At 62.2% G+C, this 15,417-nt stretch carries 10 protein-coding genes and 1 pseudogene; 7 read left to right on the forward strand and 4 right to left on the reverse strand.

Annotated elements, in window-relative coordinates; genetic code table 11:
* Positions 1–63: 63 nt before the first annotated feature.
* Both ACTJKL_RS14660 and ACTJKL_RS14665 read left to right on the forward strand, forming a co-directional pair.
* Positions 64–1,038: an L-threonylcarbamoyladenylate synthase gene (locus tag ACTJKL_RS14660; RefSeq protein ID WP_324763038.1), complete on the forward strand. Its 975-nt coding sequence runs from the start codon at positions 64–66 to the stop codon at positions 1,036–1,038.
* A gap of 46 nt (positions 1,039–1,084) precedes the next feature.
* Complete coding sequence (locus ACTJKL_RS14665) at positions 1,085–2,518, forward strand: FAD-binding oxidoreductase (RefSeq protein WP_440853171.1); 1,434 nt, start codon at positions 1,085–1,087, stop codon at positions 2,516–2,518.
* Between the two features lie 40 nt (positions 2,519–2,558).
* On the opposite strand, the gene ACTJKL_RS14670 is transcribed toward ACTJKL_RS14665, so the two are convergent.
* Entirely contained in the window at positions 2,559–4,868 is a 2,310-nt protein-coding gene (locus tag ACTJKL_RS14670; RefSeq protein ID WP_440853172.1) for a DUF1217 domain-containing protein, read from the reverse strand.
* A 371-nt stretch (positions 4,869–5,239) separates the two neighbouring features.
* Between ACTJKL_RS14670 and ACTJKL_RS14675 the strand changes: the two genes are divergently transcribed.
* The gene (locus ACTJKL_RS14675; RefSeq protein WP_100669217.1) at positions 5,240–5,806 is read left to right on the forward strand and encodes a DUF6101 family protein; all 567 of its coding nucleotides are present in this window, start codon (positions 5,240–5,242) and stop codon (positions 5,804–5,806) included.
* Positions 5,807–5,885: 79 nt separating this feature from the next.
* Here the strand turns inward: ACTJKL_RS14675 and ubiA are convergent, their stop codons facing one another.
* The 3 genes and pseudogenes from ubiA to ACTJKL_RS14690 all read right to left on the reverse strand — a co-directional run bounded on the left by ubiA (position 5,886) and on the right by ACTJKL_RS14690 (position 9,124).
* A complete protein-coding gene (ubiA, locus tag ACTJKL_RS14680) occupies positions 5,886–6,845 on the reverse strand; it encodes a 4-hydroxybenzoate octaprenyltransferase (RefSeq protein ID WP_440853173.1) in 960 nt (319 codons plus the stop codon).
* 72 nt (positions 6,846–6,917) lie between these two features.
* Positions 6,918–7,723, reverse strand: a pseudogene (locus ACTJKL_RS14685) (MipA/OmpV family protein).
* A gap of 585 nt (positions 7,724–8,308) precedes the next feature.
* Positions 8,309–9,124 carry an AraC family transcriptional regulator gene (locus tag ACTJKL_RS14690; protein WP_018094407.1) on the reverse strand — a complete coding sequence of 272 codons (816 nt, stop codon included), beginning with the start codon at positions 9,122–9,124 and terminating at the stop codon, positions 8,309–8,311.
* Between the two features lie 114 nt (positions 9,125–9,238).
* Here ACTJKL_RS14690 and ACTJKL_RS14695 point away from each other — a divergent pair, with 114 nt between their 5' ends.
* The 4 genes from ACTJKL_RS14695 (at position 9,239) to purD (ending at position 15,349) form a co-directional block, all read left to right on the forward strand.
* On the forward strand, positions 9,239–10,435 hold the full coding sequence (locus ACTJKL_RS14695; RefSeq protein WP_440853174.1) for an MFS transporter: 1,197 nt from the start codon (positions 9,239–9,241) through the stop codon (positions 10,433–10,435).
* A 106-nt stretch (positions 10,436–10,541) separates the two neighbouring features.
* Positions 10,542–11,582: a polyamine ABC transporter substrate-binding protein gene (locus tag ACTJKL_RS14700; protein WP_440853175.1), complete on the forward strand. Its 1,041-nt coding sequence runs from the start codon at positions 10,542–10,544 to the stop codon at positions 11,580–11,582.
* Positions 11,579–13,951 carry a putative bifunctional diguanylate cyclase/phosphodiesterase gene (locus ACTJKL_RS14705; protein WP_440853176.1) on the forward strand — a complete coding sequence of 791 codons (2,373 nt, stop codon included), beginning with the start codon at positions 11,579–11,581 and terminating at the stop codon, positions 13,949–13,951. The genes ACTJKL_RS14700 and ACTJKL_RS14705 overlap by 4 nt, the downstream gene beginning before the upstream one ends.
* Positions 13,952–14,077: 126 nt before the next feature.
* A complete protein-coding gene (purD, locus tag ACTJKL_RS14710) occupies positions 14,078–15,349 on the forward strand; it encodes a phosphoribosylamine--glycine ligase (protein ID WP_440853177.1) in 1,272 nt (423 codons plus the stop codon).
* Positions 15,350–15,417: the final 68 nt, after the last annotated feature.

The raw sequence follows: 15,417 nt of genomic DNA on the forward strand, positions 1-15,417 counted from the left end.
AAGAAAATCGTTCTGTTTTTGCAATCGCTCCGTTAAGGAAGCGACGGAAAGGATCAGAACGCCATGGCCGAGATCATCGACACGCGCATCGAACCGGAGCGGGCAATCGAGACGGCTTGCGCAGTTCTTTCGGACGGGGAACCCGTGGCGATCCCCACGGAGACCGTATACGGCCTTGCTGCCGATGCCACGACCCCCGATGCGATCAGCCGCATTTACGAGATGAAGGGGCGGCCGCGGTTCAATCCGCTGATCTGTCACGTCTCCGATCTGGCGATGGCGGAGGCGCATGTGACCTTCGATCCGGTTTCGAGACGTCTGGCCGAGGCTTTTTGGCCTGGCCCCCTCACGCTGATCCTGCCGCAGCGGCGGGAAAGCACCGTGCACACGCTCGCATCCGCCGGTCTCGATACGCTCGGAATTCGGATGCCCGACGGGTTCTCGCGTCGGGTGATCGCCCGATTCGGGCGGCCTTTGGCGGCGCCGAGCGCCAACACCTCGGGCAAGATCAGTCCCACCAGTGCCGCCCATGTGCAGGCGGATCTCGGCTCCAGGCTGAAGCTCATCCTCGACGCAGGCCCGGCCGCGATCGGCCTTGAATCGACCATCGTCAAGGTCGAGAACGGAAAGCTGCGGCTGCTGAGGCCCGGGGGGCTCGACGCGGCAGAGATCGAAGCTTTGACCGGTCTTGCCATCGAGCGCCCGGAGACCGCCGGCGCTGTCATCGAGGCGCCCGGCATGCTCGCCTCGCATTATGCTCCCGGTGCCGCTGTGCGCCTCAATGCAGATGAGGTCCGGAAAGGAGAGGCCCTCATCCGCTTCGGCGGAAAGGCACTTCCCGGTGAAGGCGATGCCGCAATCGTCCTGGATCTCAGTCCGGGCGGCAGCCTGCGGGAAGCCGCGGCCAATCTTTTCGATTATATGAAAAAGGCGGATGCCAGCGGCGCCGCGACCATCGCTTTCGGCCCGATCCCGAGCGTGGGGCTCGGCGAAGCGATCATCGACCGGCTGCAGCGCGCGGCCGCGCCGCGGGGCTGATGGCCAGCGGCACGCTTGAAGCAACCACGTGATCCGAGGCAGGGCCATGACCACCATACTTCCATCTCCCGAACTCATCGCCTCCTTCGTCGACATCGTCGGGCCCGGCAATGCCCTCACCGCACCCGCCGACACGGCCCCCTACCTGGTCGAGTCCCGCGGGCTCTATCACGGCACGACGCCGCTCGTGCTCAGGCCCGGCTCCGTCGAGGAAGTTTCGCTGGTCATGCGGCTTGCGAGCCAGACCCGAACGGCAGTCGTGCCGCAGGGCGGCAACACCGGACATGTGGCCGGCCAGATTCCGCGCGAGGGCAGAGCCGACGTGGTCCTTTCCCTCGAGCGGCTGAACCGCATCCGCGACATCGACCCGGTCGGCAACGTGATCGTGGCCGATGCCGGTTGTATTCTGGCGGAGATCCAGAAGGCCGCCGATGACGTCGACCGGCTTTTTCCCCTGTCACTCGGCTCGGAAGGCTCTGCCAGGATCGGCGGCAATCTTTCGACCAATGCCGGCGGCACTGCCGTGCTTGTCTATGGCAATATGCGCCAGCTTTGCCTGGGGCTGGAGGTCGTGCTTCCGACCGGGGAGATCTGGAACGGGCTCAGACGCCTCAAGAAGGACAATACGGGCTACGATCTGCGCGATCTTTTCATCGGTGCCGAGGGAACGCTCGGCGTCATAACCGGCGCCGTTTTGAAGCTCTTCCCGAAACCGCGGGGCCACCAGGTGGCTTTTGCCGGCCTCAGAAGCGTCGAGGACGCACTGGTGCTTTTCGATCGGGCATCGAGCCTCTGCGGGCCGGCCCTGACGGGCTTCGAACTGATGCCGCGGCTCGGCATCGAGTTCACCACCCGGCACATCGCCGGCGTTCGAGATCCGATGGAAACGACGCATCCGTGGTACGCGTTGATCGATATCTCCACCTCGGATACCGCCGAAAGCGCGGAGCGGATGGTGCAAGACCTTCTCGAAGCGGTCATCTCCGACGGTCTCGTCGAGAACGCCGTCATTGCCCAGAACGAAGCGCAGCGCAGAGCCCTCTGGCACATGCGCGAAAGCATGTCGCCGGCACAAAAGCCCGAAGGCGGCTCGATCAAGCATGACGTTTCGGTCCCGGTATCGAGCATTCCGGCCTTCATGACGGAAGCGGATGCGCTGGTCTCCAAGGCCATTCCCGGCGCACGCATCTGCGCCTTCGGCCATATGGGCGACGGCAATATCCACTACAACATCTCCCAGCCCGTCGGCGCGGACAAGCAGGGCTTTCTCGACCGGTGGCGCGAGATCAATGCGATCGTTCACGCCGTCGTGCTCAAGCATGAGGGCTCGATATCTGCCGAGCATGGCATCGGCCAGTTGAAACGCGACGAACTCGCGGCGATCCGCTCGCCGATCGAGATCGAGCTCATGCGGCGGATCAAGCACGCTTTCGACCCGGCGGGGATCATGAACCCCGATAAGGTGCTGCGCGAGGATTGAGGCGAGTAACGACGCGTGCCGGTCCGGCCGCCGTTAAGCCCTACCCGCCCTTCCTGAGTTGCGACAGTTGGAAGAGCGTATCGGCGCTGATGCCGATATTGCTGCCGCTGCCCGAGAGCACCACCACGGCCGGATCGACTTCCATGTTGTTCTCCAGATCGTAGAGCACGGTGAAGCGCGCGAGGAGCTTCTTCAGCTCGGCCGGATCGCTCAGCTTCTCTAGCTCGAGGTTCTTCTCGACGATCTTTGCCTGCTGGTCGATGTCCATGGAACTGAATTCGTCGGGCAGGCTGAAGATCGTGCGGAACACTTCGGCGAGCGCATCATCGGCCAGGAGATCGTAAGCGTCGACGAGCGAGCCTGCCTGGCGCTCGAAATAGAGTGCCAGGCGGACACCTGCATTGTCCTCGCCGGCCTGTTCTTCCAGCGTCTGGTGCAGATACCGGTCGAGGGTCTCGTAAAGCCCCTGCCGCGTGACGATGACGCTCTTGTCCTCGCGCAGCACGTTGCCGCCGCGGTCGAAATTGAACGAGGTGACCAGGGCGATATAGGCCCCGGAGTTCTGCTGCTGATTGATGAAGCTCTTGGGATCGTCCAGATCGGAGGTGAAGATGTCGCGAAGGAAATCGACGGTGACATTCTCGGGATCGATGCCGTTTGCCGCGAGAGCGAAATCGACCAGGCGGGAATCGGCCAGAAATTCGTCGAGAGAAGAGAGTTTGGCGACCTCGGCCGTATAATATTCGGCATCCGCTTTGGCCGTGGTCTTGTCCTCCTCCGAGCCAAAACGGGACTTGTTGACGATGTAGGTCTTGGCGGTCTCCTGAATCAGCGTCTCCGACTGGGCCAATGCCGGAACGCCGATGTCGCCCGATGTCGTAAAGTTGAACAGCTGGGCGAGCTTCAGGTAACGCTCGTCTTTCAGCGTGTAGACGAAGCTTTCCGGATCGGTGAGATCGCTGGTCAGAACCCGCTTGATCGTCCGTGCGCTTTCGGCGTCCGGATCGAGACCGACCGCTTGCAGCGCGAAATCGTAGATCGAAGCCGTGTCGATGAAGTCGCCGACGGACGCCATCTTCTCGACGGCAAGCTTATAGGCGCCGATCGCCTTCGCGTCCGCTGCGTCGTCCTTGTCGTTGTAGCGCGTCATGTAACGGCTGGAGGTGAGTGTCGTCTGTTCCGTGGTCTGCGCCGCATCGCCCGCCGCGAGCGTGCCGTCCGCCTGGAAGTTGAAGGCCCTGGCGAGCGCCTTGTAGTTCTCGTTCCCCTTGCCGATCGTATTGATGTAGCTGTTCGGGTCGTCCGGATCGCTGGTCAGGATATTCTTGATCGTCGCCGCCACGATGGTGACCTCGTTGAGATCGAAGGCCGTGCGGATGTAGTTATAGAGGCGCGTATCGGCGACAAGCTCGCTGACGGTCGTGATGCTCGCGATCTTTTCCTCGAAATAGGCCTTGTTCAGGAGCGCTGCCTGGGGGGTGATCCGGGGATTGCTGGAGACGTAGAGTTCATTCATGGTCTTCTTGTGCGCGGCGGTCTGCGCCGATCCCGCGGCCACCGTGCCGTCGGCGTTGAACTGGAAAGCCGCCGCCATCGCCAGGTAATTGCTGACCGTGGAAATCGACTTGTTGTAGGTGGCTATCTTCGCCCGGAGTTCCAGCTTTTCCGCCTCCGTCGTGCCGCTCTGCTGGAGCTTCGCCTGGGCGTCGGCTCTGGCAGCCTCGAGCTCCGATAGTCTGGGTTCGAGCACGGTTTTCTCATAGCTGTCCGGATCGTCGGCATTGCTGGAGAGAACGTTGCGGAGCGTTTCACGGGAGTACGTACTCTCGTCGATACCGAAGACGGTGAAGACATAGGTCCGCAGACGCTCATTGTTCAGAAGCTGATCGACGCTCGTTACCTTGTCGATCATGACGTTGTAGTAGCGCGTCTCTTCCTTCTGGGTTTCCCCGATGCTGGCGATACTCGTATTGTAAAGGCCGATCATCGCGTCGAGCTGCGCTTCGGTCTGGGAAACCGCCGTTCCACCGCTGAAGCTGAACGCCATCGTGAATTCGCGGTATCGTTCGTCCGTCAGCTTGTTGGCAAAGCTGTTATCGTCGGACAGGTCGCTTTCGAGCACCTTCCTCATGAAGGCGACCGACTCGATCATATCCGCCAGGCCATAGGCCTTCATCGCGTAGGAATAGAGGCGGTAGTCGGCGAGGAACTCGTCGACGGAGGCCACACTGCCGATGTTCTCCCTGTAGTACTGCGTGTCGCGGGCGACGATCGTCTGCTCCGACACGCGTCTCAGGCTGAGCTTCATGTCCCGTGCGATCAGATTGTAGTCGAGATAAGTCGAAACCATGCGTCGCCCGCCAGCAAGGAACGGGGACCGCCGGCGCGCCGACATCCCCTGAAACCACTCCGATGATGGCGAAGATCGCGCAGCATGCTTGTGTGTGGCTTTTGCCGCTGGAGCGGATGAGAAAAAACGTGTGCCCGTTTTTCCGTCCGCATCCCCCTGGCAAAGCACATCGAAAATGCCTGCGGTTTCATTGACGAATGAGAAACCTTGCGGCCTCGGCTTTTGCTAACCATCGGAGACAGCAAAGTTTTTTTAACCGCGAATTTTAAGCCGCCCGGAACGGAGCCCGCCTATCCTCGGCCCCTAGAGGACGAAAAGTCCCGAGAGGAAAGCCGGAAACGGCTCTCAAGGAAAAACAAGGGCGATATGAAATGCGTAATACACTCTCTCAGCCGGCTTGGGTCGGAAACACGCTCAGACTTGACCCGAAGCGCTTTCCGCAGCAAGCAAGCTACGTGCTGCGCGGGCACACGGGGAATGTCAGCATCAGCCTTGACGAGCGTGGCGCTGTTCTGCGCAAGGTGCTACCATTCAGCGGCCTGCCGCTTTCGATCGCTCTGCCGGCGCGAGCTTTCAAGGGTGTGGCGGCACGGGCAATCGACCATGGCGACGGGGAGGTTACAGTGACGCTCGAACTTCATCACGATGATCCGGATCTCTGTATCCCGCTGCTCGTGGCTCATGATCTTTCGGACATCGCAGCCGATTGGCGCGCCTGGGCCGAAGCCTATCGCATTCCGATGCTCATGGTGGAAGCCGACGGGGTCGCGCGGCCGCTCGAGGAACATATCGGCGATGTTCGCACCGCTCCCGCAAAGCCGCGCCGCCGCCATTCCTTTTTCGCCGAGCGCCGGCCGCGCTTTCTCGTGCGCCGCTCCACCGGCAGTCTCGGCATCCAGATGAAGATCGACGGCCGCGAAATCATCGCCCGGGCGTGACCGCAGCGTTCCAAGTCACAAGACAACGATCAGCAAGCCGGCCCTTCGACGCTCCGCGCCGTAGGGCCGGCTTCTGCGTTCAAATGAGCCGCACGAGAAGCGAGAGCACAAGTCCGGCAAAGATGATCAGGCCGACGACGCCGTTGAACTTGAACAGCGCGAGACATTGTAGCGGATCGTGAATGTTCAATACGAGAATCTGATAGGCGAGCATCACCGCGGCCACCAGAAGCCCGACATAGGCGAAAAATCCGGCGCCGGCGGACAGGAAGGCGAAAAGCATCAGGAAAACCGCAATCCCGTATAGCCCGATAAGCCAGGGCCGCGGGTTGTCGCCGAAGCGGCGCGCGGTCGAGCGAACGCCGATCAGCTCGTCGTCCTCCCTGTCCTGATAGGCATAGATGGTATCATAACCGATGGTCCAGGCGATGGCGGCAACGTAGAGGATGATCGCGGCCAGGGAGAGGCTGCCGAATTCCGCGGTCCAGCCCATGATCGCGCCCCAGGAGAAGGCGAGCCCGAGGAAAAACTGCGGCCAGTCCGTGAAGCGCTTGGCGAAAGGATAGATCGCGACCAGCGCCAGCGAAAGGAAGCCGAGAAAAATCGTGAAACCGTTGAACTGCAGCAGCACGACGAGGCCCACAAGGGCCTGCAACAGCATGAATGCCTTCGCCTGAAAACGGGTGACGCGGCCGGAAGGCAGCGGTCGGGAGCGCGTACGTGCCACTTCCATGTCGATGTCGTGATCGACGATGTCGTTGTAGGTACAGCCGGCGCCGCGCATGGCAATCGCTCCGACAACGAACAGAAAGACATGGAAGAGAAATCGCCCAGCCGAAAAGCTGCCGAGCGATGCCGCCGTTCCGGACGCCATGGCCGCCGACCACAGGCACGGCCACAAGAGCAATTGCCAGCCGATCGGCCGGTCCCAACGCGCGAGCTGCGCATAGGGCCACAGCGCTCGCGGCAGAACCCGATAGACCCAATTGTTGGACGGCGCGTCGTGCACGCGGCCGGAATCGACGGAAGAACTGTTCATGGCCTCTGTTTGGCCCCGCAAAACCCGCCGGTCAAGCGCTCCATTTCATCCCACCGCATCCAGGCCGACCCGTCAGGGGAGCGTGAAATCGAAGCGATAGGTCGCGGTCACCCCGACGAGGAACTGGTCGGGGCTGCCGCGCTCGCGTACGAGGCTTGAATCGGCGGCAGCGCCCATCAATCGCCGATATTCGGCATAGACACCCGTTTTGAGCTTCTCGGTCGCCATCCAGTTGATCTCCGCCCCGAACCCAGCGGAGTGAATACCGCCACCCGGATCATAGGTGCCGAGTCCCGAAGCAGCGGATTCCGCTGCGTTGACGCCATAATAGGCGTCGAAATAATCGCTTGATGCCGCCGTCAACCGCGGTCCGGCGGAAATGCGGACGGTTTCGCCGAGATCGGCGAAGGCATCCGCCGCGACGTCGGCGACGACCCCGTGATGGCTGCGGATACCCTGACGTATCTCGGCGCGAAGGCGCATCCAGTCCGTGGGGTAGACTTCCGCGAAACCGCCGATTTCGCCGCCGAATTTCGGATGGTCGAGGCCTTTAAGATCGCTCGAATCGTCCTCGTCACGCTCGAAAATCAATTTGCCGACGGCGCCAGCGCGAAAATGTCCCTGGTCGAGCAGGGCGTAGGACATGTTGTCGTTGCGCGACGAAAAGCGCACGGCGCTGCCAGCCTTGCCGAGCGAAACGAGCGGCGCCGCCTGAAGCATGCGCTTCGAACCGCCTTCATACTCCGGACCGAGAAAACCAGTGGCGCCTATCTTCAGATACCAGTCTCCAGACCAGGGGTACCGGCGTTCTTCGGCGGCAACGACTCCGGCTGCAACAGAAAAACCTGAGACGCAAGAAAAACAACACGAGTTCTCATCTATACTCCGAAGAATAATTTATTGGGCTGGCAAACCCAGGACGTGACTCAAGCACGTATAAGGGGTGTCTACCCATTCATACAACGCCTTCTTATCTTCGGCAAGTCCATGAGATTCCGTTAATCCGATCTGTTCAGCTTCGGGATTCATACCGAACCGCGGCTACTTCGCAGTTTGAACTAAGGCCTGTTGCGATTCACTTCGAGTTTATGACGGCTGCTGCAAGATGAATAATGGCGTTGAAGCTCTGGTCGGCTTTGTCGGCGCGCATGGCGATGCGCGTGAACTCCTCGAGCACCGACCGTGCGCCACTGCATGTTGATCGTAGCCGATCAAAGGACAGAAACAGCAGCAGCTCAAAGGGCTACAGCGACCTTTGCGCGTCTTATAAGACGCGCGGCGCTGTAGGAAACGTATCGGAGGACTGCAACCTCTCCTCTCCTCCCCTCATCTCTCGTGCTCGTCACAGAGATCCAGCAGCGCCGCGTCTGCGGCGCGGGGAATGAGGAAATCAATCAAGCCGCCGCGGGTGGCCCGAATTTCAACAGGCCTTGGCGCAATTCCACGAAAAGTGCCGACGCGGTTCAGGTTCGCTGGTCACGCAGGTAGACGCTCGGCGGCGCACCCAGCATGCGGCGGAACATGGTCGTGAAAGCTGCGACGTTCTCGTAACCGGCGTCGAGCGCCACCGTGGTGATCGGCTCGCCGTCCGCAATGCGCGGCAGCGAGGCGAAGATGCAGGCATGCTGGCGCCACGTGACGAAGCTCACGCCCGTCTCCTGCCGGAAGAGCCGCGTGAAGGAACGCCGGCTGATGCCCATGCGCGCCGCCCACGCGTCGATATTCGCGGATGCCGACGGCGCCTCCAGAAATTGCCGGCAGAGGGCTGCAAGCTTGCGGTCGCGCGGGAAAGGCAGGCCTAAAGGTCGCTGGTTGAGCCGCGGTATTTCCGTGAGCAGCAATTCCATGATCAGGCTTTCGCGCCGTTCCGACGATGCTTCGTTCCCGGCGCCGACGAGTTCGTCGATGAGGCTGCCGACGAGCGCGCTCATTTCCAGGACGAGGGGCCGGCGCGCTTCGCTTGCCTCCGGCGGGATGTAGATGGAATGCATACGCACATCGCTGACCATCTCGGCCGAATGCTCGATTCCCGCGGGAACCAGCAGGGCGTGTCCCGGGGGAATCATCCAGCGTCCCTCCGACGTATAGACGAGCACCACCCCCGAACGCGCCCACCAGAGTTGCGTCCGGCTGTGGCTGTGGGAGGGCACGGTGAGCCCGCAGGCGTAGTCCCTCCCGATCGCGAGAACGGGCGCGTTCGCCTTCTCGATCCATTCCAGGCTTCTGAAATGGTCCGCGTCCGGCAACTTTGGCAGGTGATGTCGGTCGGATTTCGCCATATGGCCCACTCTCGAAAGAACTCGACCAAATCACAAAAGCAGGCCAGCGACAACCCGTCTAGAGATGGCCGAAAAGGCTCCGTTGGCGGGCCGCCCCCTAAGGAAACATTCTCCATGGCAACGGTCACGTCGGCGGGCACCATCAGCCCGGAAAAGACAGCATTTTCGGTCATCCTGGCGGTCAGCTTCTGTCATATGCTGAACGACATCATGCAATCGCTGCTGACGGCGCTCTATCCTTTGCTCAAGGAAAACTACGCGCTCGATTTCGTCCAGATCGGCCTTCTGACGTTCACGTTTCAGGTGACGGCGTCGATGCTGCAGCCGGCCATCGGCATCGTGACGGATCGCTGGGCACTACCCTATTCGCTGCCGTTCGCCATGCTCTCGACCTGCATGGGCCTCCTGCTTCTCGCCAATGCCGACCACTTCTGGATGCTTCTCTTGGCTGCGAGCCTGATCGGCATCGGGTCGGCGATCTTCCACCCCGAATCCTCCCGCGTGGCCCGGCTTGCGTCGGGCGGCCGCCACGGGCTGGCTCAGTCGCTGTTCCAGGTCGGCGGCAATGCCGGAAGCGCGCTTGGCCCGCTGCTGGCCGCATTCATCGTGCTCCCTTTCGGCCAGGGCAGCCTCGGCCGGTTCTCCATCGTCGCCATCACCGGGTTCTTCGTGCTTTCCTGGGTGAGCATGTGGTACGTCCGCCACCGCCGCGCGACCATGAGCCGTCCCGTCCCCAGCCGCGCGCTGCCCCTGCCGAAGGCGCGGGTCCTGTGGACGATCGCGATCCTCGTCCTGCTGACGGCTACGAAGAACGTCTATCTCACCAGCATCTCGAGCTATTTCACCTTCTTCGTCATTGAAAGGTTCGGCACCAGCGTACAGCAGGCGCAGCTGATGCTGTTCCTCTTCCTCGGTTCGGCGGCCGCAGGAACCTTCCTCGGCGGCCCGATCGGCGATCGATACGGCGCCCGCTTCGTCATCTGGTTCTCGATCCTCGGGGTCGTTCCGTTCACCCTTCTCTTGCCTTATGCGAACCTGTTCTGGACGGGCGTACTGAGCGTCATCATCGGCCTCATCTTCTCGTCCGCTTTCTCGGCGATCGTCGTCTTCGCGCAGGAACTCGTTCCGGGCCGGGTGGGGCTCATCGCCGGCGTTTTCTTCGGTTTCGCCTTCGGCGCCGGCGGCATGGGCGCCGCGGTCCTCGGCGTCTTCGCCGATCGGCAGGGCATCGAGTTCGTCTATAAGATCTGCTCCTATCTGCCGCTCCTCGGGTTGCTCACCGTATTTCTGCCGAAGCTGCCGGCGCGATGAACAGGCGTGCGGGCGCCTCGCGCCCGCACGATCTTTGCTCCGGACGTAAGCATTCCTCAATCATTGCCGGATAGCGTCCGGCGATGGGGGTGTGCAGGGGCAGAGAATGAACGCACGCAGGGCTATTTCCGTCTTTCTGGCGACACTGCTTTGCGCTTCTGCGAGCCGCGCCGAAACGCTCAACCTGCTTATCTGGGAAGACTATATCGCCGAGAGTCTCATCGACCGCTGGACCGAAAAGACGGGCGTTTCCATCCGCCAGATCAATTTCGACAGCGACGATGCCCGCGACGAGATTCTTGCCGATCCGGGCCGTAACATCGATCTGGTCATCGTCGATGAGAACGGCGCGACGCTTTTCGGACGGAAGGGCATCATCGAGCCGCTCTCCGAGACCAATCTGCCCGCGCTCGCGGACTATGCGCCGCAATGGCGCAAATCCTGCGCCGGTTACGGCCTTCCCTACTTCTGGGGCACGGTCGGCATCCTCTATCGCTCCGATGTGGTCACGCCGCCACCGACATCCTGGCGTGACATGATGCGTCCTGCACCGTCGTTGCAAAAGCACATCGCCATGTTCGCCGACCACAGCGAGATTTTCGTGCCCCCGCTGATGCTGCTCGGCGCCTCCGTCAATGCCGACGACACGGCAACGCTGAAGGCCGCATTCGCGCTCCTGAAGACGCAGGCCCCGTCCGTACTGACCTACGACTACGTCGTCACCTCGATCCAGGATCCCGCCTTGGCCGGAAATATATATCTGGCGCTGGGCTATAGCGGCGATCAGCATGTGCTCAACAGTAAAGCCGGCAAGGCGGGGCTATGGCGCTACGCGGTCCCGAAAGAGGGCACGTTGTCGTGGCTCGACTGTTTTTCCGTCACGGCCGCATCCCCTCGCAAGCAAAGGGCTCTTGAGTTCCTGAATTTCATCGGGTCGCCGGAGGCCGCCGCTGCCAACGCGATCGCGCTCAACATGCCGACCGCAAGCAGCGCGGCGCTCAAGCTCCTTCCGGAGACCATGCGCTCCGATCCGGAAATTTACCCGCCGTCCGAAATCATAGCGAAAAACCAGCATCACCAGGAACTGTCCGTCAGGTCGATCGAAGCGCGCCGGCGAATCATCAACACGTTGGCGAACTTCCAGTGACCCTCGGCAAGCGTGCGCTCATCCTCATCTTTCCGGTCGTGCTGGCAGGTTATCTTCTCGCGGCTCTCTCCGTACACGTCGCCCAGAGCCGCTCCATCCGCGCACTCGAGCACGCCAAGCTCTCACAACGGCTCGAACATGCCGCCTCCGTCTTCCAGAACGAGGTTCGGCGCAGCCGCGGTGCCCTCAACGCGCTTTTGAGCGGCAACGCGCTGCGGCAATACGTGGCCGAAACCGACAAGAAATATCGCGCCAATGCGCTCGGTGTGCGGCTGCAGGAGAGCCTGACGTCGCTGTCCGACGATCCTGCGGGTTTTATCTCCCTGGCCGTTCTCAACAGCAAGCTGGAAGCGGAGTACTACTTCGAGAACAGTTGGGATCCTTTTGCGGAAATCGACCCGGCACAGCTCGATCTCGCGCGCCAGTTGCTCAACGGATCGAAACTCGGCGACTGGAGCTATGTCGACTCCGCCGGCGACCGGCCGCGGATCGTCTATTCGCTGTTCGTCGATCCGGTAACCTTTGGCCGGCCGGCTCCCAGCAACAGGGCAAATGCGCTGCTGATGCAGGTTGCGGTACAGCCCGACCGCTTTCTCAGGCTGCTGGCCCCGCTGAAAAGGGAATATGGCGCCGATATCGTCCTCCAGCCGTGGCCGCTTGCCGTGACCGACGATCTGTCGGCGAGCGTTCCTCTCGCGCCCGCCTTGCATGCGACGCTGACGGTTTCTGATGCGCATTTCGAAGCCCAGATGATACGTCAGAAAGTGCTCCTCGCCCTCGGCGCTTTGGCCATGAGCCTCTTTTCGATCTGGCTGATCATCGTGCTCATCCGCCGCTTCATCACGGGCCCGATCGCAACCCTCGATACCAATGTCATGGCGGTGATGGCCGGCGCGCGCGCGGAAATCGCCGAGGTGGACGAGGCCGGCGAAATCGGCCGTCTGACCCGAAACATCCGGGAGATGCATCGACAATCCGTCCAGTCGCTCCAGCTCGTGCAGCGGAGTTCCTGGACCGACACGTTGACGGGCATCAGCAACCGGGGACGCTTCAACATGCTTGCCGCGCAGGCCGTCCAGGAGGCTGTCGCATCCGGCGAGAAATGCAGCCTGCTTTTCATCGACATCGACAACTTCAAGTTCGTCAACGACAAGCACGGCCACGATGTCGGCGACGAGCTCTTGAAAACGCTCGCCGCCCGGATCGCACGCGATGTCGGAGCGATCACGCGCAGGCGCGGACAGGAGCCGGCCATCCTCGCGCGGCTCTCCGGCGACGAATTCGCGGTTCTGTTGCGTTCGCAGCTCGGCGACGGCGCGGTGCGGGAAGTTTGCGGCGCGATCCTCGCTCTGTTTTCAGACGGGTTCGAGCTTTCCGGCAAGCGTTATCCGGTCACGGCAAGCATCGGCGTTGCCGCATGTCCTGATGATGCGAGCTCGGTCGCGGAGCTGATCTCGAATGCCGACGCTGCCATGTACCAGGCGAAGAGCGCCGGCAAGAACCGGTCCGCCCGCTTCTCCCGCGCGCTCAACGACAAGCGCACCCGCCAGCGGCAGATCCAGGATGACCTGCGCTCGCTCGATCCCGACGAGCAGTTTCACCTGGTCTACATGCCGATCGTCGACGCCGGCGGAAAAGTCACCGGCTGCGAGGCTCTGTTGCGCTGGCACTCGCCGGTCCTGGGGCATGTGACGCCCGACGAATTCGTTCCGATAGCCGAGAGCTCCGGTCTGTTCACGAAAATCGACTGGTGGGTTATCGACAAGGCGATGTCGGATTGCCACCAGCTGAAGGCGCTGTTCGGCCCCGATACGGTTCTGGCGATCAACATCTCCTCGGCCGAACTGCACTCGAAGTCGATCAACGACCATTTTTCGGACTGCCTCACGCGCCACGGCCTGGAGGCGCGATCGATCGACATCGAGCTCACCGAAACGTTCGCCGTCCAGATCAGCGATCAATTGCGCCTGAACATGGAAGAACTCAGGAGCAAAGGCTTCCGGCTCTCGATAGACGACTTCGGCGCCGGCTACACATCGGTTCAGCAGATCATCGATTATGCCGCGGATACCATCAAGCTCGACCGGGCGCTCGTCTCCAACCTGGCCGCTTCGCGATCGCTGGCGGTACTCAAAGCGGTCGTCGCGCTCTGCCACGCGAAGGAGATGACCGTGGTCGGCGAAGGCGTCGATACGCCGGAAAAGCTCGCCATGCTCACGGCGGCGGGCTGCGACCGCTTTCAGGGCTATCTGATCAGCAAGCCGCTCCCGCTCACGGAGCTGGCGATCTGGGCGCTCTCCCGGGTCGCGCTCGCCGCAGACAAGCCGGCTGACGACGACGTCTGGCCGGTGGCTGCAAGCCGGCGCTGACGTTACTCCCGACAGAAGCACGCTGGCTGGCACCAGGAAATTTGCAGCGCGGGCCGCTTTTTCCTTGACCTCGTCCCGCCTGCCGTCTTAACCGCAGCGCAACAATTCCTGACGGCGAGGATGGCGATGAAGGTTCTTCTGATCGGATCGGGCGGCCGCGAACATGCGCTTGCATGGAAGATCGCGCAGTCGCCGAGGCTGACCAAGCTTTATGCCGCCCCCGGTAATCCGGGCATCGCCGAGGAGGCCACGATCGCAGACCTCGACACGGAAGATCAGGAGGCCGTCGTCGATTTCTGCAGGACCCATGCGATCGATTTCGTGGTCGTCGGTCCCGAAGCGCCCCTGGTCGCCGGTCTTGGCGACGTGCTTCGCGCCGCCGATATTCCGACCTTCGGCCCTTCGGCCGCAGCGGCCCAGCTTGAAGGCTCCAAGGGTTTCACCAAGGACCTCTGCGCGAGATACGGGATCCCGACCGGGGCCTATAGACGCTTTACCGATGCCGCGTCCGCCAAGGCCTATGTCCGCCAAGAGGGCGCACCAATTGTCATCAAGGCCGACGGCCTTGCCGCCGGCAAGGGCGTGACGGTGGCGATGAGCCTCGACGAGGCCCTTGCCGCAGTCGACGAATGCTTCGCGGGCGCCTTCGGCGCGGCCGGCGCCGAAGTGGTCGTCGAGGCCTATCTCGACGGCGAGGAAGCGAGCTTCTTCTGCCTTTGCGACGGCAAGAGCGTGTTACCGCTCGCCTCCGCCCAGGATCACAAGCGTGTCGGCGACGGCGACACCGGGCCGAACACCGGCGGCATGGGCGCCTATTCGCCCGCGCCGGTCATGACCGCCGAGATGGTGGAACGGACGATGAAAGAGATAATCGAACCGACCGTCCGCGGCATGGCCGAAAGCGGTCATCCCTTCGCCGGCGTGTTCTTTGCCGGCTTGATGATCACGGAAAAGGGCCCGGAACTCATCGAATACAATGTCCGCTTCGGCGATCCCGAATGCCAGGTGCTGATGATGCGGCTCGAGAGCGACCTCCTGCCGCTGCTCTACGCGGCGGCCACCGGAACGCTCGAGGGGACGAAAGCGGAGTGGCGCGACGACGTTGCCCTGACCGTGGTGATGGCCTCGCGCGGCTATCCGGGCGCCTACGAGAAAAATACGCCGATCGAGGCCCTGCCCGACGCGTCCGCCGCGACCAAGGTATTTCATGCCGGAACCTCAATGAAGGAAGGCGGGCTGGTCGCAACCGGCGGCCGGGTGCTCAACGTCACCGCCACGGGAAAGACCGTCGGCGAGGCGAAGGACGCAGCCTATGCGGCGGTTCGCGGCGTTCGCTGGGAGAACGGCTTCTATCGCAGCGACATCGGCTGGCGGGCAATCGCGCGCGAGACTGCCTGACGGCTTCAGCGAGCGGCGCTGCAGGAAAGGCCGTATCGTTCAAATTTTATGATTTCTCCTGACCGGAA

The organism is Sinorhizobium sp. 22678, from assembly GCF_052044265.1.
Lineage (GTDB): Bacteria > Pseudomonadota > Alphaproteobacteria > Rhizobiales > Rhizobiaceae > Sinorhizobium > Sinorhizobium meliloti_A.

Coding starts and splice junctions, on each gene's coding strand:
- ACTJKL_RS14675 (WP_100669217.1), top strand. CDS start 5,240: ATGCGTAATACACTCTCTCAGCCGGCTTGGGTCGGAAACACGCTCAGA.
- ACTJKL_RS14670 (WP_440853172.1), bottom strand. CDS start 4,868: ATGGTTTCGACTTATCTCGACTACAATCTGATCGCACGGGACATGAAG.
- purD (WP_440853177.1), top strand. CDS start 14,078: ATGAAGGTTCTTCTGATCGGATCGGGCGGCCGCGAACATGCGCTTGCA.
- ACTJKL_RS14695 (WP_440853174.1), top strand. CDS start 9,239: ATGGCAACGGTCACGTCGGCGGGCACCATCAGCCCGGAAAAGACAGCA.
- ACTJKL_RS14665 (WP_440853171.1), top strand. CDS start 1,085: ATGACCACCATACTTCCATCTCCCGAACTCATCGCCTCCTTCGTCGAC.
- ubiA (WP_440853173.1), bottom strand. CDS start 6,845: ATGAACAGTTCTTCCGTCGATTCCGGCCGCGTGCACGACGCGCCGTCC.
- ACTJKL_RS14690 (WP_018094407.1), bottom strand. CDS start 9,124: ATGGCGAAATCCGACCGACATCACCTGCCAAAGTTGCCGGACGCGGAC.
- ACTJKL_RS14660 (WP_324763038.1), top strand. CDS start 64: ATGGCCGAGATCATCGACACGCGCATCGAACCGGAGCGGGCAATCGAG.
- ACTJKL_RS14700 (WP_440853175.1), top strand. CDS start 10,542: ATGAACGCACGCAGGGCTATTTCCGTCTTTCTGGCGACACTGCTTTGC.